Annotated in this window: 18 protein-coding genes; 4 read left to right on the top strand and 14 right to left on the bottom strand. The window is 61.3% G+C overall.

Annotated features, from left to right (window positions below; all coding sequences use genetic code 11):
* The first annotated feature begins 57 nt into the window (after positions 1 to 57).
* A complete protein-coding gene (locus NKG60_RS16340; protein WP_352664654.1) occupies positions 58 to 930 on the top strand; it encodes a cytochrome c1 in 873 nt (290 codons plus the stop codon).
* Positions 931 to 1,144: 214 nt separating this feature from the next.
* Positions 1,145 to 1,690, top strand: coding sequence for an adenine phosphoribosyltransferase (locus tag NKG60_RS16335; RefSeq protein ID WP_352664656.1), 546 nt, complete (start codon positions 1,145 to 1,147; stop codon positions 1,688 to 1,690).
* Between the two features lie 45 nt (positions 1,691 to 1,735).
* On the opposite strand, the gene NKG60_RS16330 is transcribed toward NKG60_RS16335, so the two are convergent.
* The 8 genes from NKG60_RS16330 to NKG60_RS16295 all read right to left on the bottom strand — a co-directional run bounded on the left by NKG60_RS16330 (position 1,736) and on the right by NKG60_RS16295 (position 8,232).
* Positions 1,736 to 2,206, bottom strand: a complete 471-nt coding sequence (locus NKG60_RS16330) for a MaoC family dehydratase (RefSeq protein WP_352664658.1) — start codon at positions 2,204 to 2,206, stop codon at positions 1,736 to 1,738.
* On the bottom strand, positions 2,203 to 2,664 hold the full coding sequence (locus NKG60_RS16325) for a MaoC family dehydratase (RefSeq protein ID WP_352466830.1): 462 nt from the start codon (positions 2,662 to 2,664) through the stop codon (positions 2,203 to 2,205). Before NKG60_RS16325 ends, NKG60_RS16330 begins: the two co-directional genes overlap by 4 nt.
* 130 nt (positions 2,665 to 2,794) lie before the next feature.
* Positions 2,795 to 3,769 (bottom strand): magnesium/cobalt transporter CorA, encoded by a 975-nt coding sequence (gene corA / locus NKG60_RS16320; protein WP_352664660.1) that lies wholly within the window; start codon positions 3,767 to 3,769, stop codon positions 2,795 to 2,797.
* A 197-nt stretch (positions 3,770 to 3,966) separates the two neighbouring features.
* Positions 3,967 to 5,070 (bottom strand): redox-regulated ATPase YchF, encoded by a 1,104-nt coding sequence (ychF, locus tag NKG60_RS16315; RefSeq protein WP_352664662.1) that lies wholly within the window; start codon positions 5,068 to 5,070, stop codon positions 3,967 to 3,969.
* Between the two features lie 75 nt (positions 5,071 to 5,145).
* Positions 5,146 to 5,709, bottom strand: coding sequence for a hypothetical protein (locus tag NKG60_RS16310; protein ID WP_352664664.1), 564 nt, complete (start codon positions 5,707 to 5,709; stop codon positions 5,146 to 5,148).
* Positions 5,710 to 5,712: 3 nt separating this feature from the next.
* Positions 5,713 to 6,438, bottom strand: coding sequence for an aminoacyl-tRNA hydrolase (pth, locus tag NKG60_RS16305; RefSeq protein WP_352975141.1), 726 nt, complete (start codon positions 6,436 to 6,438; stop codon positions 5,713 to 5,715).
* Positions 6,439 to 6,461: 23 nt separating this feature from the next.
* Complete coding sequence (locus NKG60_RS16300) at positions 6,462 to 7,106, bottom strand: 50S ribosomal protein L25/general stress protein Ctc (RefSeq protein ID WP_352489001.1); 645 nt, start codon at positions 7,104 to 7,106, stop codon at positions 6,462 to 6,464.
* 376 nt (positions 7,107 to 7,482) lie between these two features.
* The gene (locus NKG60_RS16295) at positions 7,483 to 8,232 is read right to left on the bottom strand and encodes an SDR family oxidoreductase (protein WP_352975139.1); all 750 of its coding nucleotides are present in this window, start codon (positions 8,230 to 8,232) and stop codon (positions 7,483 to 7,485) included.
* Positions 8,233 to 8,507: 275 nt separating this feature from the next.
* Here NKG60_RS16295 and NKG60_RS16290 point away from each other — a divergent pair, with 275 nt between their 5' ends.
* Positions 8,508 to 9,440: an IS1595 family transposase gene (locus NKG60_RS16290; RefSeq protein ID WP_352975138.1), complete on the top strand. Its 933-nt coding sequence runs from the start codon at positions 8,508 to 8,510 to the stop codon at positions 9,438 to 9,440.
* Between the two features lie 48 nt (positions 9,441 to 9,488).
* On the opposite strand, the gene NKG60_RS16285 is transcribed toward NKG60_RS16290, so the two are convergent.
* A complete protein-coding gene (locus tag NKG60_RS16285) occupies positions 9,489 to 10,538 on the bottom strand; it encodes a S1 family serine peptidase (protein WP_352975137.1) in 1,050 nt (349 codons plus the stop codon).
* A gap of 90 nt (positions 10,539 to 10,628) precedes the next feature.
* Entirely contained in the window at positions 10,629 to 11,873 is a 1,245-nt protein-coding gene (locus tag NKG60_RS16280; RefSeq protein WP_352664670.1) for an MFS transporter, read from the bottom strand.
* 129 nt (positions 11,874 to 12,002) lie between these two features.
* On the opposite strand from NKG60_RS16280, the gene NKG60_RS16275 reads away from it, so the two are divergent.
* Positions 12,003 to 12,884 (top strand): AraC family transcriptional regulator, encoded by an 882-nt coding sequence (locus NKG60_RS16275; RefSeq protein WP_352664672.1) that lies wholly within the window; start codon positions 12,003 to 12,005, stop codon positions 12,882 to 12,884.
* A 100-nt stretch (positions 12,885 to 12,984) separates the two neighbouring features.
* Here the strand turns inward: NKG60_RS16275 and NKG60_RS16270 are convergent, their stop codons facing one another.
* The 4 genes from NKG60_RS16270 to pgeF form a co-directional block, all read right to left on the bottom strand.
* A complete protein-coding gene (locus NKG60_RS16270; protein WP_352489004.1) occupies positions 12,985 to 13,920 on the bottom strand; it encodes a ribose-phosphate pyrophosphokinase in 936 nt (311 codons plus the stop codon).
* A gap of 251 nt (positions 13,921 to 14,171) precedes the next feature.
* Positions 14,172 to 14,792, bottom strand: a complete 621-nt coding sequence (locus NKG60_RS16265; RefSeq protein ID WP_352664674.1) for a hypothetical protein — start codon at positions 14,790 to 14,792, stop codon at positions 14,172 to 14,174.
* 54 nt (positions 14,793 to 14,846) lie between these two features.
* Positions 14,847 to 15,998 (bottom strand): M24 family metallopeptidase, encoded by a 1,152-nt coding sequence (locus tag NKG60_RS16260; RefSeq protein ID WP_352975136.1) that lies wholly within the window; start codon positions 15,996 to 15,998, stop codon positions 14,847 to 14,849.
* Positions 15,998 to 16,786 (bottom strand): peptidoglycan editing factor PgeF, encoded by a 789-nt coding sequence (pgeF, locus tag NKG60_RS16255; RefSeq protein ID WP_352664678.1) that lies wholly within the window; start codon positions 16,784 to 16,786, stop codon positions 15,998 to 16,000. Before pgeF ends, NKG60_RS16260 begins: the two co-directional genes overlap by 1 nt.
* Positions 16,787 to 16,790 lie beyond the last annotated feature (4 nt).

The raw sequence follows: 16,790 nt of genomic DNA, 5'->3' as shown, positions 1-16,790 counted from the left end.
GACAAGGTCATGCTCGAGACGGTGACAGCGCGTCAGAGAATCTCAAGGGGATTTGGCATGAAGAAGATTCTCACCTCGCTGGCGCTGCTTGGCCTTGTGGCCGCGGGCATGGGGGCCGCAGGCACGGGAGCCAGCGCCCAGGAAGAGGCGCACAATGAGGCGGCGCCGACGCATTTCCCGATACACGAACCGAAGGAAATGGACTGGAGCTTCGCCGGGCCATTCGGCACCTACGACAAGGCCCAGCTGCAGCGCGGGCTGAAGGTCTACAAGGAAGTCTGCTCGGCCTGCCATTCGATGAATTTGGTAGCGTTCCGTACGCTGGAAGGCCTTGGCTATTCGGACGCGCAGATCAAGACGCTGGCGGCCGAATATACGATCCATGACGGCCCGAACGATGCCGGCGACATGTTCGACCGTCCCGGCAAGCCGTCCGACCATTTCCCGGCACCATTCCCCAATGTCGAAGCGGCAGCGGCGGCAAATGGCGGCGCAGCGCCGCCCGACATGTCATTGTTGGCCAAGGCGCGCGGCGTCGAGCGTGGCTTCCCGCGCTTCGTGTTCGACATCTTTACCCAGTATGCCCAGGGCGGCCCCGACTACATCCACTCGCTGCTGACCGGCTACGACCAGCAACCGCCGGCGGGCATGGTCATACCGGAAGGCACGCACTACAATCCGTACTTCCTGTCCGGCGTGTCGCTGAAGATGCCGAAGCCGCTCTCCGACGGCCAGGTTACCTATGATGACGGCGCGCCGCAGACGGTCGACCAGTATTCTCGCGACGTGTCGGCCTTCTTGATGTGGGCGGCCGAGCCACACCTCGAGGATCGCAAGAAGACCGGCTTTCGCGTACTGGTCTTCCTGCTGCTGTTCGGTGCGCTGGTCTACCTGACCAAGCGCAAGGTGTGGGCCGGCGTGATGCACTGAACCCTGCGATATACGAGAATGCGAGGGCGTCGAAAGGCGCCCTTTTCATTGCAGGCATGTCGATTCATCGCAGCCGGCGCTGAACAAGGCCCTTTGCCGGACAATTTTCCGTCAGGCGTCACATGGCGGTAGCCGGACTTAGCTGCACCGGGTTACGATTGGCCAATTCCCTTCACGTCTTCAGCCGAATCTGAATGGCCCGGAGAGCCGCTTGATGAAATCCTCGCTCGAAGAGACGCTGCTTGCCGCGATCCGCACCATTCCGGATTATCCCAAGCCGGGCATCCTGTTTCGCGACATCACCACGCTGCTCGGCAATGCGCGGGCCTTCCGCCGCGCCATCGACGAACTGGTGCATCCCTATGCCGGCCTCAAGATCGACAAGATCGCCGGCATCGAGGCGCGCGGCTTCATCCTCGGCGGCGCCATCGCCCACCAGCTCTCGGCCGGCTTCGTGCCGATCCGCAAGAAGGGCAAGCTGCCTTACGAGACGGTGCGCGTCGCCTACAGCCTGGAATACGGGCTGGACGAGATGGAGATGCACAAGGACGGTGTTTCTCCGGGCGAGAGGGTAATCCTCGTCGACGATTTGATCGCCACCGGCGGCACGGCCGAGGCGGCCGTCAAGCTATTGCGGCAGATCGGTGCCGACATCGTCGCCGCCTGCTTCGTCATCGACCTGCCGGACCTTGGCGGCCGAGAGAGGTTAGAGGCGCTCGGCGTACCGGTGAGGACGCTGATCGGGTTTGAGGGGCATTGAGCGTTTCTTCCTTCTCCCTTTCTGTGGGAGAAGGAAGAACTCCGCTCACCCCACCTTCACCAGCACGGCACTTTCGAATTCGATGACCTTGTCGCCCATCGAATCGAAGGCCTCTGAGCGGAGCGTCAGCAGCCGCCAGCCCGGTCGCGAGGCAATGGGGCGATGGGCCAGCGCGGTGCGGGTGAAAGTCACGGTTTCCCCGGCATAGACAGGTTTGGGCCATTTGAGGTTCTTGAAGCCGGGCGAGGGGCCGAATTCCGGCACCGGCCCAGGGCCGGGCCAGCGGGCGACCTCTGCCTCCATGCCAGCCTCGAGGTTCAGTTTCATCCAGGTGGCGGCGGTGTGCCAGCCCGAGGCACAGAGCCCGCCGAATATGCTGTTCCTCGCCGCCTCTTCGTCGATATGGAATATCTGCGGGTCGTATTTGCGGGCGAACGCCTTGATCGCCTCCGGTTCGAATCGATGCGAACCGAGCGTGACGGTGATACCGATGCAGAAGAATTCGTCGAGGCTCACGCACTGCCCTCGCGGGTGAGGAACATGACGGTGTTTTCGAGCTCGAAAACGCCTTCGCCGCGCTGGTTGAACAACTCGCTGCGCATGGTCACCAGGCCAAGCCGGGGTTTCGATCTGGATAAACGCTTGGCAAGGACGGTGGTGCTGCCGCTCAACAGGTCGCCGGCAAGGACTGGCCGTTTCCATTTGACCTGGTCGACGCCTGGCGCGCCCTGCGAGGTCGAGTCGAGCAGGAAGGCATCGCACAGCATGCGCATGAACATGGCGCAGGTGTGCCAGCCCGAAGCCGCCAGCCCGCCGAGGATGCTGGCCTTGCCCGCGGCCTCGTCGAGATGCATCGGCTGGGCATCGAATTCGCCGGCGAATTCGATGATTTCGGCGGCACTTACCAGCTTGGTGCCGAGATCGAGCGAAGCGCCCTCGACAAAATCCTCATAAGCCCAGGTCTTTGCGGTCATGATGGAAATCCGGTTCATGATTGTACGATCGCGGGTCCGGGTCCCGGATGCAGGCAGGGCGGCATTTGGTCAAGCAATTTCTACTGCGCCAGCCCGCTGCGCCCAAGCCGCAGCGGAGCTATTGATGACGCTACAGCCAGCCGCGGCGGCGGAAATACCAGAAGGGCAGGATTGCCGAAAGCACCATCATGCCGATGGCGAAGGGATAGCCAAAGTGCCATTTGAGCTCGGGGATGATGTCGAAATTCATGCCGTAGATCGAAGCGACAAGCGTCGGCGGCAGGAAGATGACAGCGGCGACGGAGAAGATCTTGATGATAGCGTTCTGCTCGATCGAGATCATGCCGAGCGTCGCGTCGAGCAGGAAGCTAATCTTCTGCGACAGGAACGTGGCGTGGTCGGCGAGCGACAGCACGTCGCGCGACAAGGTCTTGATGCGGGCGCGTGTATCCTTGCTCATCTTGGTTTGCGTGGAGGCATGGGCGAGAAACCCGGCAAGGCGCTGCAGCGAGATCAGGCTGTCGCGGATCGAGGAGGCGAGGTCCTCCTTGCGGCCAATGCCTTTCAACAGCTCCTGGAAGTCGCGGTTGCGCTTGGAAACCTTGGTCGAGCGTGCCTCGAAGATGTCGCGCGAGATCACCTCGACGTCGCGGCCGGCGCGCTCCAGAATGTCGGCGAGGCGGTCGACGATCGCCTCCAGCAGTCCGATCAGGATGGTGTCGCCGCTGGTGCAGCCGGTCGCCACCTTCTCGGCGCGCAGCGGAAAGGTCTTGAACGCCTTCGGTTCGTGGTACCGCACGGTGATCAGCCTGCTGCCGGCGAGCACGAAGGTAACCGGCGACATCAACGGATCGTCCACCTCGGTCTGGGCAGGCAGAATGGCGGTCATGAAGTAGGCGCCGTCCTCGACGTAGAGACGGCTCGAGATCTCGATCTCTTCCATCTCTTCGCGGGTCGGAACCGCGATGCCGAGCCAGGTCTCGATTGTCGTCTCTTCTTCCTTTGTCGGGTTGAAGAGATCGATCCAGACGACAGTGTCGCTGTTTTGCAGGAGATCGTCGACCAGGCGCAGGCGATCATTGTCGACGACGAAGGCCTTGATCATCGCCGGGTCTCCCTTGCTGTTGCCAAAGAGCGTTCGTTTGGAGGGGGCGCGTCAGTCGGGTCGCACGGACACGGGCAGGTGAGGCGCGAGGCCGGTGCAGAGGCCCCTTAGACCCCGCACGACGGCCCGTCAAGCAGCGCAAGAGGCACTGCGACATCGAGCGACGGCAATGGTCGCCACTGGGCTCCCTCGCCGGGTCAGGTGTTGAACTTGAACAGCATGATGTCACCGTCCTGGACGACATACTCCTTGCCTTCGTCGCGCGCCTTGCCGGCCTCCTTGGCCGCCATTTCGCCGCCCAGCCTGACGAAGTCGTCATAGGCGATGGTCTGGGCGCGGATGAAGCCGCGCTCGAAATCGGTGTGGATGACGCCTGCCGCCTGCGGCGCCTTGGCACCCTTGTGAACGGTCCAGGCGCGTGTCTCCTTCGGCCCGACGGTAAAATAGGTAATGAGTTGCAGCAGCTCGTAGCCGGCGCGAATCACCTTGTTCAGGCCCGGCTCGTCGAGCCCAAGCGAGGAGAGGAATTCCATCTCCTCTTCGTCCGAAAGCTGGGCGACCTCGGCTTCGATCGCCGCTGAAATCACGACGGTGCGGGCGCCTTGCGCGGCGGCCATCTTCTCGACCGCCCTGGTATGCGCGTTGCCGGTAGCGGCATCGGCTTCCGCGACGTTGCAGACATAGAGCACGGGGTGAGACGTCAACAGGTTCAGCCCCTGCAGGATGCGCAGGTCCTCGGCCGAGATGCCGTTGAGCAGGATACGGGCGGGCTTGCCGGCCTGCAGCAGTTCAAGCGCCGCTTCCATCATCGGAAGTACGGTCGCTGCTTCCTTGTCTTTGCCGGCGGCACGCTTGCGGATCTGCACGATGCGGCGCTCGAGGCTGTCGAGGTCGGCAAGCATCAATTCGGTCTCGACGGTCTCGGCATCGGCGACAGGATCGATGCGGCCCTCGACATGGGTGATGTCGTCATCCTCGAAGCAGCGCAGCACATGGACGATGGCGTCGACCTCACGGATGTTGGCGAGGAATTGGTTGCCAAGCCCTTCGCCTTTCGAGGCGCCACGCACCAGGCCGGCAATGTCGACGAACGAGATGCGGGTTGGGATGATCTCCTTCGACTTGCCGATCGCGGCGATCTTCTGCAGGCGCGGGTCGGGCACCGCCACCTCGCCGGTATTCGGTTCGATGGTGCAGAACGGATAATTGGCGGCCTGCGCCGCCGCCGTCCTGGTCAGCGCATTGAAGAGCGTCGACTTGCCGACATTGGGCAAGCCAACGATGCCGCATTTGAAACCCATTTGTCTGGTCCTATCGGGAAATCGAAATTTGATCAGGGCTATGGGCGAAAGCGCCGATGATCGTCAAGGCGCAATTCAATTCAGACGCTGCGCGATGTCATCGGTGCCTATCGCCAACGAACGAACGCCGGACCTGCTCAGTATTTGCAGGAGATGCCAGAACGCGTCGACCTCGGCGGTTCCGAAATCGATGGTCAGTTGGCCGTCGAGCAATTGCGCACTGTGAATGATGTTTCCGACGGTCTCCGATGTTTCACGGTCGCCATCGATATCGAACCAGCCGCGAAACCATTCGTCGAAGAGATCGCCGTCGAGCTCATTTACGGGGAATTTGAAATAAACCTCGTCCCATTTGAACGGTGAGACGAGGACATCCATTCCACCAATCCCGGCGTGAATATCCGGAGAGAATTTCACATAGGCATCGCTGTTGATGAATTGCGGATTTGGCTGTCCGTCATTGCCGACGAAATCAACCGCGATGAGATTTCGATAGAAGGAATCGACATTCGAAAACTTGATCTCGGTTGCATGCGACCCTTGGCTGTTGCGAGCAAGTTCGCCGGCAGCAGCGACGAAATAATCAACATACTTCTGTCTGATGAGACGGACCAATTCCTGAACGTCATCCATATCCATGGCTCAGTCCTTGGCGCCAAAAAGCTTCTTCAGCATAGCCGCCATCGGGCCGGTTTCGGGCAGCTTGGCCGCCGGCTGCTGCGGCCGCGCCTGGCGGACGTGGCTTTGCGCCTTTGGCGCCTTGGGCGGTGGGCGATCGTCGTCGCCCGTCGGCGTGAGCTTGTCGCGCAGGGCCAGCGTCACGCGGTTCATGAACGAGTTGTCGTCGCCCTTGGCAAGCAATCCGGCACCATCGGCGATTTCGTCGAGCAGCACGTCCAGCCATTCGCGGTCGCCCTTGGCGAAATCGCCGAGCACATGGCCGTGCACCATTTCCTTGACGCCGGGGTGGCCGACGCCGATGCGCACACGGCGAAAATCCTTGCCGACGTGCTGGTCGAGCGAGCGGATACCGTTGTGGCCGCCGGAACCGCCACCGACCTTGACCCGCACCTTGCCGGCGGCAAGGTCGATCTCGTCATAGAAGACAGTCAGCGCCGAAGGGCCGAGCTTGTAGAAGCGCAAGGCTTCGCCGACCGACTGGCCGGACAGGTTCATGAAGGTCTGCGGCTTGATCAGGATCACCTTTTCGCCGGCAAGCGTGCCTTCGGCGATCAGACCCTGGAATTTCTTCGACCAGGGTGAAAAGGAATGGCGGCGGGCGATCGCGTCCGCCGCCATGAAGCCGACATTGTGCCGGTTGTTGGCGTATTTCGCGCCCGGATTGCCGAGGCCTGCAAAGACAAGCATCGTCGCCTCCGGGCGGGAAGGAGTTACTTCTCTTCGGCGGCAGGAGCCGCTTCGGGCGCAGCCGCTTCAGTCGTCTCTTCCGCGGCCTCCGGCTTCATCGCCGAGGAGCCGGCAATGGTCGCGATGGTGAAGTCGCGGTCGGAGATCACCGGCTTGACGCCGGCCGGCAAGGTGACGGCCGAAATGTGGATCGAATCGCCGATATCCGTGCCGGTGAGATCGATGGTGATGAAATCCGGGATCGCATTGGCTGGGCAGTGGAACTCGACCTCGTGGCGCACGATGTTGAGCACGCCGCCGCGCTTGATGCCGGGCGACTTGTCTTCATTGATGAAGTGCACGGGCACATCGACGTTGACTTCGGTATCCTTGCCGATGCGCAGGAAATCGACATGGACAGGGAAATCCTTGACCGGGTCGAGCTGGAAATCCTTGGGCAGAACCTGGATCTTGTTGCCGTCGACATCGATCGTGGCGACCGTGGTCAGAAACCCGCCGCCATGGATCTTGTAGTAGATGTCCTTGTAGGTCAGCGCAATCGCCAGGGGAGGCTGCTTGTCGCCGTAAATCACTGCAGGCACTTTACCGTTGCGGCGAACTGCACGGGCGGACCCCTTACCGACCTGTTCGCGCGCTTCGGCCTTGAGCTCGTAAGTATCGTGGCTCATGGCATTTCCTTTCGCGTTGTTCTGGAGCGTTCGCGGCCGGCAAAGTGCCGGGGCCGTAAACGTCGAAAGCCGCCATAGCTAACGCATGATCTGGTCCGAAAACCGGAATCCACTTTTCGGGATCATGCGGGAAGGCGGCCTTCCGCCGCGTTGCCTCCAAGGGTGTCTACGCGGGTGGCGGCTCTATAGCGGAAGGCGGCGCGAGGTGCAAGTCATGGCAGGCAAGGTCTGCAAGGGTTCCGCCCATGGCATGGCGACACCCATGCCGATGTCATCGACGCCGACCTGCTGGCCTTCTTCAGGGCGCAAGGCCTTTCAGAACGTAACAAGAACACCCGCCAGATGGCGGGTGTTCTTGTGTCAGGTGGTGCCGATGTCAGGCGATGCTCAAGCCGCCATCGATCAGCATTTCCGCACCGACCATGAACGGGCATTCGTCCGAAGCAAGAAAGACCACTGCGTTGGCAATTTCCTCGGCGGTTCCGAAACGACGGGCAGGCACCAGGCCGACCACAGCTTTCGCGCGCACCTTCGCCGCTTCGGGGTCCAGCCCAAGTTTGTCGTTGAGCGGCGTGTCGATCGGACCCGGGCTGATCACATTGGCGCGAATACCGCGTTCTATCAGTTCGCCCGAGAGCGTCGGAGCGAGCGAAATCATGCCGGCCTTGGCCAGCGCATAGACGTGCGTTCCAGCCATTCCCATATGTGCGTTGACCGAGCCGCTGAGGATGATCGACGAGGGGTTCGAAAACAGCGGAACGAGCGCCTTGACCAGGAAGTACGGCCCCTTGAGGTCGACATCGATGCTCCTGTCAAACGCGGCCTCGGTCCAGTCGCCAAGCGGGCGCAGGTCGGCGATACCAGCATTGAGGAAGAGAGCATCGAGCTTGCCGAAGGTTTCCTCGATCCGCCGCGCTATGTCGTTCTGGGCAGCAGCATCTCCGGCGTCGGCGGCAATCACAAGCACATCACTGCCAAGGATGGTGCGCGCCTCCTCGAGACGGCTCGCATTGGTTCCGGTGATGGCGACGCGCGCACCTTCCTCGATGAAACGTCGCGCCGTCACCAGGCCGATGCCGCTGGTGCCGCCGGTAATCAAAGCGACCTTGCCTTTTAGTCTGGGCATAAGCTAATTGCCTTTTCTGGCGCGGAGCGCTGCGCAGCATCAGGGCTGAGCCCGGTATGTTCAACTTGAAGGCGTTGCTGACCAAAATTTTGCCTTCAGGGGTGGACCCTCTCTAACAGGCTTTTCACCCGGCGTGTGGTGAAAGAATCATCGAGGGGCGCGACAAATGGCGCGCCCCTCGTATCAATTCCGAAAGATGAACTGATTTTAGCCTAATTATATACTTGACATAGCTAACACCTTGGACGATAAATGATACCAAGGAGTTAGCTCCAATGAACCTCACCGCCCCGATCTTCCACGATAACGACGCAGCCCGCGAGCACCTTGAAAGCATTCGCTGGGCCGATGGCGTCTACTGCCCGCATTGCGGCAACACGGACGGCGAGACAATCCACAAGCTGGCGGGCAAATCCACGCGTCCCGGCCTGTTTCAGTGCAACGCTTGCCGTGAGCATTTCACCGTGACCGTTGGCACCGTCATGGAACGCTCAAAAATCCCGCTGTCCAAGTGGGTGCTTGGCTTCCATCTGTACGCATCATCAAAGAAGGGCATGAGCGCGCACCAGCTGCACCGTATGCTTGGCGTCACCTACAAGACCGCTTGGTTCATGGCGCACCGTATCCGTGAGGCCATGAAGGAAGACGTTGCGTCTTCCGGCCCGCTTGGAGGCGAAGGCAAGATCGTAGAAGCCGATGAAACCTATTTCGGACCGAAGGACACGATCAAGAAGCGCACCATTCGCGGCAAGCCGTTTAACTCGTCAAAGCGTTCCATCGTGGCGCTTGTCGAGCGCGGCGGCAAAGTCCGTTCCTTCCATGTCGAGCGCGCTACAAAGGCGTCTGTCCGCGATGTGCTGGTCCGCAATGCCGATCGCAAATCGACGCTCATGACCGACGAGTCCAACTTCTATCCGATCACTGGCCTTGAGTTCGCGGACCATGCCACCGTGAAGCATATTGGCGGCGAATACGTTCGCTATGAAGCCGACCGCGTTGTCCATACCAACACGATTGAGAACGTGTTTTCAGTCTTCAAGCGCGGCATGGTCGGCGTCTATCAGCATTGCGGCGAGGCTCACTTGCACCGCTACCTTGCCGAGTTCGATTTCCGTTACAATCGCCGAGCGGCCCTTGGCGTGACTGATCGTGAACGGGCTGACGATTTGATCCGTGGCACCAGTGGCAAGCGCTTGATGTATGCGTGACTGGCTCGCGCCGTAACGCGAAAGCAGAAGGCGCGCAAACTCTATCGTTTACACCGTGTCAGGCTTGGCCTTTGGTTTCGGCGGCGTGTTTAGCGCACGGAGAAGGCCGGCGTCGCGTTTGCGAGCAATCTCATCATCTGTTTGGGGGCCACCTACAGAGGCCGGTCGGAACCCTCCCGTCTTAGATAGGTGGTTAACTGTTTCGTCCATTGCTGCAACAAGTTCCCGTTTTTCAAGAAGATCAAACACGCGCTCTATTGGCACAACCACAGCGAATCCGGTGTTCCGCTCGTCGGTATCCGGTCCGGGGTCGGCATCTTCATTATGTGGGACCGCTATCTGGTCTTCTGCCGAACGAACCAAATGGTATCCGATCATCACCCCGATTGGAAATTCTGTAATGCGGGCTCCCCTGAGCGTTTGCATCGAGCCGTTTTGGTCAAATCTGACACGTGGCACATTCACGAATACCGGAGATCCACTTAATCCCAAGATTGACTTGGTCTCAACCAGATAGGCGCTAATATATCCGCCACTGTTACTCCGAACAAGTTCGTCATCCGGCATTCGTGCGATATTGCCTATGCGAACGACGGGGACGTTCCTGGTAACACCGTGATGGGATGAATAGAGGCCTACCGTGGCCACCTCATCACCTAGATCGGGACGCCACTTTCGCTCCAACTCATCCAAATGCACGGCGCGCCCTAGCGGTAGGCAAAATTGATCCATCGCGTCGGGCAGCGCTATGGAGATCACCGCCAAGTCATGAATTGGATCGACCAATTTCATATGGTTGAGCGGCAGGACGATTGGCTCCCGTTCCTTTCGATTGAGGCGGATGACGGCTTGTGACCCTGCCAGATCGATAACGTGCTTCGCGGTTATGACGAAATTGAAGTAATTTCCTTTGTGTTCCACGCTGCCTAAAAAGGCGGTGCCAAGTGGGTTGAACCTGCCACCAACCTCAGTCCCAACGAAGACAACGGTTTTTGGAATGTCAGAATGGACTCGCACGCATACCCCCAGCAGCCGTTCCGCAAACGATGGCATGGGCTCTGCGACAAGACAATCCACACTTAAAATGTCAGCAAACATAGGATTTTTCCTAAGTTCCGTGACGTGCCGGCCTGTCGCTAGGATCAATAGCAGCGAGATTCGGCTATGTCACGTATATAATTAGGGATTTTAGCTGGCCACCGCCTCCACCTTCCTCGCTTCCTTCATGTTCGGCAAAAACACCGTCAGCAGGCCGAGTAGCGGCAAATACGAGCAGACCTGGAAGACGAAATCGATGCCTTTCATGTCGGCGACGACGCCAAGCACGGCGGCCGCGATGCCGCCCATGCCGAAGGCGAAGCCGAAGAAGATGCCGGCGATCATGCCGACCCGGCCGGGCACCAGTTCCTGCGCGAAGACGACGATGTTCGAGAAGGCCGAGGACAGGATCAGGCCGATCAGCACGGTGAGAACCATTGTCCACTCGAAATTGGCGTAGGGCAAGGCCAGGGTGAAGGGCAGCACGCCGACGATCGAGAACCAGATCATCGCCTTCTGCCCGTAGCGGTCGCCGAACGGGCCGCCGAGCAGGATGCCAAGGGCCGAGGCGCCGAGGAACAGAAACAGCATGACCTGCGACATCTGCACTGAGACGCCGAATTTATGGATGGCATAGAAGGTGTAGTAGCTGGACAGGCTGGCGATGTAGGCGTTCTTCGTCAGCACCAGCAAGGTAAGCACCAGCAGCGCGCCCATCACCTTGCGGCGGGGGAAGGGCGAGACGAAGCCTGCCGCCTTGCGGGTGCTCTGCGCGGCACGCAGGCGGCTGTACCAACCACCGACCTGCCACAGCACGATGATGCCGATCAACGAGCCGCCGGCAAACCACGCGATGCTGGTCTGGCCGAAGGGCACGACGATGAAGGCTGCCAGCAGCGGCCCCATCGCCTGGCCGAAATTGCCGCCGACCTGGAACAGCGACTGTGCCAGCCCGAACCGGCCGCCGGAGGCGAAGCGGGCGATGCGCGAGGATTCCGGATGGAAGATCGCTGAGCCGATGCCGATCAGCGAGGCGCCGATGAGGAGCAGGAAATAGTGTCCGGCATAGGCCAGCACGACCAGGCCGATCAACGAGGAGGCCATGCCGTAGGGCAGCGAGTAAGGCATCGGCCGCTTGTCGGTGATCATGCCGATCACCGGCTGCAGCAAGGATGCCGTCACCTGGAAGGTGAAAGTCAAAAGGCCGATCTGCCAGAAATCGAGACCGTAATTGTCCTTCAGCAGCGGATAGATCGCCGACAGCAGCGACTGCATGATGTCGTTGATGCAATGGCAGAAGCTCACCGCCAGGATGACGGTGAAGGCCGTCGCCTGAGCTGAAATGTGGCTGGCCGCTGCCGGCTTGGCGTCGGCGGTTGCTGTGGTATCGGTCAAGGCAGGCTCCGTGGTCTTTTTGGCGGGCGCTCCCGCAGGCGGTCTTATGGGCCGGCTGCCTTATACGTTGCTTGTCACGCGACTTCTTTCGTGGTTTGGTCCAATAGTTTCGCAAGTGGGCCATAGCTGATGCCGCATGGCAGGGAAATGTTCAGAGCGGGCGATACCGATCTCGGCCTGTTGCACGAGCGTCGCTGGCAATGGCTGGAGCAGGCCGTCGGGCCGGCCGTGGCGCTGCCGACCGAATATCCGGACGGCTATCACGTGCCACGGCACCATCATAGCCGCAGCCAGTTGCTGCACGCGCTGGTCGGTGTCGTGCTGGTGACGACGCGGCATGGGCGCTGGATGGTGCCCCCCGACCACGCGATGTGGATCCCCGCCGGCACCGAACATTCCGTCGAGATGCTGGGCGACGTCAGCATGCGGTCCGTCTATGTGATGCCGGAGGCCATTCCGGGCCTGCCGGACGGGTTGCGCGTCGTCGGCATCACCGACCTGATGCACAGCCTGATCGTGGAATCGGAAAAGCTGCCGCAAGGCGCCGAGCTGGAGGGGCGGGGTGGGCTGATCATGAAGCTCCTGCTGCACGAAATCCCGAACCTGCCGGAACGGCCGCTCGGACTGCCGTTCCCGTCCGATGCAAGGCTGGCGGCGCTGTGCCGGCGCTTCGTCTCAGCACCGTCACCGCATGCGACGATCGACGAGTGGGCCGCTATCGTCGGCATGAGCCGCCGCTCTTTCACCCGCGCGTTCCACCGCCAGACCGGATTGTCGCTATCGACCTGGCGCCAACAGGCCTGCCTGTTCGCGGCGCTGCCGCGGCTGGCCGACGGCGAGCCGATCACGAGGGTGGCGCTCGATCTCGGCTATGACAGCGTGCCGGCGTTCATCACCATGTTCAAGCGCATGCTGGGAGCCTCGCCACGCGGTTATATGCGGGGCGCGCGTGATGCTGGCGAAGGTGTGCGACGAATAAGCGGTCCGGCTCGGCCTGAGTCGCAGCCCTAAAGGGCGTCGCGTTCGGCCGGCCTCATGCGCCGCGCTTTGGGTTCTTGTTTTTATGCATTTCGTTATCGCAAAACCGCTGCACAGTTTTGCGCGACACGCATTAATCGAACAGGCTCGACACCGATTCCTCGGTCGCCGTGCGCGAGATCGCCTCGCCCATCAGTTCGGCGATGGAGATGACGCGGATATTGGTGGCGTCGAGCACTGCCTGGGTCGGCTGGATGGAATCGGTAATGACCAGTTCCTGCAGTTTCGAGGCGCCGATGCGGGCGATGGCACCGCCGGACAAAACGCCATGGGTAGTATAGGCGGTGACACTGGTGGCGCCGTCGGCAAGCAGCGCATCGGCCGCATTGCACAGCGTGCCGCCCGAATCGATGATGTCGTCGATCAACAGGCAATCCTTGCCGCGCACGTCACCGATGACGTTCATGACTTCCGATTCGCCGGGGCGCTCGCGGCGCTTGTCGACGATGGCAAGCTGGGCGTCGATGCGCTTGGCGAGCGCGCGGGCGCGGACCACGCCGCCGACATCCGGCGACACCACCATGACATTGGCAAGCTGCTTGTATTTTGCCTTTACGTCGCGGGCCATGACCGGCACGGAAAACAGATTGTCGGTCGGGATGTCGAAGAAGCCTTGAATCTGGCCGGCATGGAGATCCAGGGTCAGCACCCGGTCGACGCCCGCCCTGGTGATCATGTTGGCGACCAGCTTGGCCGAGATCGGTGTGCGGCCGGAGGCGCGGCGGTCCTGCCTGGCATAGCCGAAATAAGGAATAACCGCAGTGATGCGCTTAGCCGAGGAGCGCATGAAGGCGTCGATCATGATGAGTAGTTCCATCAGATGATCGTTGGTCGGGAACGAGGTGGATTGCAGGATGAAGACGTCCTCGCCGCGCACGTTCTCCTGGATCTCGACGAAGATTTCCTGGTCGGCGAAGCGCCTGACGCTGGCCTTGCCCAGCGGAATGTTGAGGTAGCGGGCGACTGATTCGGCCAGCACCCTGTTGGAATTGCCCGCGAAGAGCTTCATGCACCGTTCCTGGCGAAGGATTGAGAGACTCCGATAGCACTCCAGCCTCTTAGTCGGGCTTTTAGCGGCCCGCGCCGGTATTGCAAGCGTCGTGAATGGGAATCCGCCGGCTAATCTCAATAAACGCTTACGGCTTGAGCATGCGGCGATAGAGCCGGTTCCATGCCCGGCGGAATCGGGTTGGCGCTATCTTTCTGTTTGAGCATGATCTTTCCGAAAACCGGATTCCACTTTTGGAATCATACTCCAGGTCAGCCGGCGCCGCCGCCAAGCCAGGTGGCGAACTGGTCGATTGTCTGGTCGGCAATTGCCTGCATGGTCGCCGGCGCGACCGCCGCCCAGCCTTCACCACCGCCGACGGAGGGCGCCTTCTGCTGGCCATTGATGCGATGCAGCCGGTTGCCGGCCGGGTCATAGATGTCCCAGACGTAGATGACGGTGGTGTCCTTGCCTTCCGTCATGGTCGAGAAATAGCCCTTGAGCACATGCGTTGGGGTTTGGTCGGTGCTGCCGGCCAAAGTGATGCCGCGCTGCCTGGCGCGTGTCTGAAGCTCGGCGGTCAGCGGTGTCGCGGCTTCTACCGAGGCGCCGACGATCGGCGCCACCTGCAGCCGGGTCCGCGCAATGGCAGCCGCGCTTTTGGCGGGCGGCACGGCTGCTGCAGTGGAAGGCTGCGCTGTACCTGCAGTTTGCGCGGTGCCGGCAGGCTGAGCCGGGGTTGAGGGGGGCGTTGCGGCACCTCCGGCTCCGGAGAGCGATTGCGTCGATTGCGGGGCAATGGCCGAGGGTTCGAGAACGTCCTTCGCATTGGTGCAGGCCGCCAGTGCCAGCGCCACGAGCAATGACACGGTCGTCACATGCGATCGTCTCATTAGCCTGAAAACTCCTTGGCGACGAACGCCCCTCACACTCTTTCCATTATGGATTCACTGCACGATCAAGTCGAGATCATGGCGGGACAGCGGCTTCGGCTGGGATTCGGTCGTCAGATAGGTGCGGCCAAGCGTCATCGCGGTTTCGGTTTCGGAGTCCATGATGATCATATGGGCGAACAGCGTCATGTTCGGCGCGATCGGTTCGGGATTGCCCTGATAGAACATCGGCATATCCATCCAAGACGGGGTGAAGCGGGCGCCGAGCGAATAGCCGCAGGCATTGAGCCGGTGCTTGGTCAAATTGTGGGCCTCGAGCGTGCGGGCATGGGCGTCGAACACGTCGCCGAACGTGTTACCGGGCGTCATCGCCTTCTCGACTGCAAGTAGCGCGGCGCGGGCGGCATCGAACAATTCCTGGTGGCGTTTCGATGCCTTGCCGGTCAGCACCGTGCGCATCATTGCCGCATGGTAGTGGTGGAAGACACCGGCCCATTCGAGCGTCAGCTGGTCGTTCTTGGTGAGCTTGCGGCGACCGGCCTTGTAGCGGCAAAGCAGGGCGTCGACGCCGGAGCCGATGATGAACTCGTTGGCCGGATAATCGCCGCCGCCGGCAAAGATCGCACCTTGCATGGCGGCCAGGATCAGCGCCTCATCGCCGCCCTGCTTGATCAGCGGCAGTGCTGCGTCCAGCGCGTCGTCGGCCAGATTTGCGGCTTTTTCCGCCTTGGCGATTTCTGCCGGGCTCTTGAACAGCCGTAGCCGGCTGACAATGCCGGAGGCATCCGCGATCTGCCCGAAGGTCTGCAACTGCTCGTCGAGGCGCCGGCCATTATAGGCCGTCAGGCCGTGGGTGTCGTACTCGACGCCGATCCGGGCGCCGAGCAGGTCGAGTTCGTTGAGCAGATTGCGCAGGTCTACCGCCGGATTGGCGCCGTTGCGGTCCGTCCACAAAACGATGTTGTCGATGATCGAGGTGTGGCGCGCCTGGCGCAAGTCGGCCGAACGCGTCAGCAGCACCATCGAGCCGTCGGCCTTGACCACCAGGCACTGGAAAAAGCAGAAGCCGAAGGTGTCGTAGCCGGTCAGCCAATACATGCTTTCCTGGGCAAACAGCAGGACGGCGTCGAGCTTCTTTTCGGCGATCTCGATCATCAGTCGATCGCGCCGCGCGTCGAATTCCGAGCGTTCGAAATGCAGCGCCATCAGTCAGCCTCCAAAACGATTGCCGAAACCTGCCGCCCGTAGTCGGGCTCGTTGCGATGCGTGCTGCGCCGATAAGAGTAGAAAAGCTCTTCCTCGGCATAGGTGCAGCGGCCAAGTCCCTCGGCGTTGACGCCAGCCTTGGTCAGCCGGTCGACAGTGTAGCGGTTGAGATCGAACATCGCGTGTCCGGCATTTGCGGAGGGCGCGAAATAGCGGGCATTGCCGGCATCGGCGTCGACGAAGCGGGCGACGAATTCCGGTCCGACTTCGTAATTTCGTGGGCCGATGGAAGGACCGAGCACTGCGACGATGCGGTCGCGCCGGGCGCCAAGGCTTTCCATTGCCGCGACGGTGTTTTCCAGCACGCCGGTGAAAGCGCCTTTCCAGCCGGCATGGGCGGCGCCGATAATGCGCGCCTCGGAGTCGGCGAAGAGGACCGGTCCGCAGTCGGCGGTCGAGGCACCGACGGCAATGCCCGGCCGGTCGGTGACAATGGCGTCGGCCTTGGGCCGCTCGCCGGCGAAAACGTCCCTGGCAATGACGACGTCCGGCGAATGAACCTGGTGAGCGGTCAGCAGATGGTTTGCAGGCACGCCCATCCATTCGGCGACCCGGCGGCGATTCTCGCGCACCAGCGTCTGGTCATCGCTCGAGCCGGTGCCGATGTTGAGCCCCCGGTAGATGCCGCTGGAAATGCCGCCGACGCGTGTGAAGTAGCCGTGGCGGATGCCTTGCGCCGTTTCCAGCAAGGGCGACCGAACGGGATCCGGTTTGGTCTGATTCAGCATGGCG

Origin of the sequence: Mesorhizobium sp. M1428 (assembly GCF_040317515.1) — a bacterium.
Taxonomy (GTDB): Bacteria; Pseudomonadota; Alphaproteobacteria; order Rhizobiales; family Rhizobiaceae; genus Mesorhizobium.
This window is presented reverse-complemented; position numbering and strand designations above follow the sequence as displayed.

Bases quoted from the DNA above. Each gene is read 5' to 3' on its own strand.
- corA (WP_352664660.1), bottom strand. From the start codon at position 3,769: ATGATCAAGGCCTTCGTCGTCGACAATGATCGCCTGCGCCTGGTCGAC.
- ychF (WP_352664662.1), bottom strand. From the start codon at position 5,070: ATGGGTTTCAAATGCGGCATCGTTGGCTTGCCCAATGTCGGCAAGTCG.
- NKG60_RS16335 (WP_352664656.1), top strand. From the start codon at position 1,145: ATGAAATCCTCGCTCGAAGAGACGCTGCTTGCCGCGATCCGCACCATT.
- pth (WP_352975141.1), bottom strand. From the start codon at position 6,438: ATGCTTGTCTTTGCAGGCCTCGGCAATCCGGGCGCGAAATACGCCAAC.
- NKG60_RS16285 (WP_352975137.1), bottom strand. From the start codon at position 10,538: ATGTTTGCTGACATTTTAAGTGTGGATTGTCTTGTCGCAGAGCCCATG.
- NKG60_RS16340 (WP_352664654.1), top strand. From the start codon at position 58: ATGAAGAAGATTCTCACCTCGCTGGCGCTGCTTGGCCTTGTGGCCGCG.
- NKG60_RS16270 (WP_352489004.1), bottom strand. From the start codon at position 13,920: ATGAAGCTCTTCGCGGGCAATTCCAACAGGGTGCTGGCCGAATCAGTC.
- NKG60_RS16310 (WP_352664664.1), bottom strand. From the start codon at position 5,709: ATGGATATGGATGACGTTCAGGAATTGGTCCGTCTCATCAGACAGAAG.
- NKG60_RS16325 (WP_352466830.1), bottom strand. From the start codon at position 2,664: ATGACCGCAAAGACCTGGGCTTATGAGGATTTTGTCGAGGGCGCTTCG.
- NKG60_RS16260 (WP_352975136.1), bottom strand. From the start codon at position 15,998: ATGGCGCTGCATTTCGAACGCTCGGAATTCGACGCGCGGCGCGATCGA.
- NKG60_RS16275 (WP_352664672.1), top strand. From the start codon at position 12,003: ATGCCGCATGGCAGGGAAATGTTCAGAGCGGGCGATACCGATCTCGGC.
- NKG60_RS16300 (WP_352489001.1), bottom strand. From the start codon at position 7,106: ATGAGCCACGATACTTACGAGCTCAAGGCCGAAGCGCGCGAACAGGTC.
- NKG60_RS16295 (WP_352975139.1), bottom strand. From the start codon at position 8,232: ATGCCCAGACTAAAAGGCAAGGTCGCTTTGATTACCGGCGGCACCAGC.
- pgeF (WP_352664678.1), bottom strand. From the start codon at position 16,786: ATGCTGAATCAGACCAAACCGGATCCCGTTCGGTCGCCCTTGCTGGAA.
- NKG60_RS16290 (WP_352975138.1), top strand. From the start codon at position 8,508: ATGAACCTCACCGCCCCGATCTTCCACGATAACGACGCAGCCCGCGAG.
- NKG60_RS16265 (WP_352664674.1), bottom strand. From the start codon at position 14,792: ATGAGACGATCGCATGTGACGACCGTGTCATTGCTCGTGGCGCTGGCA.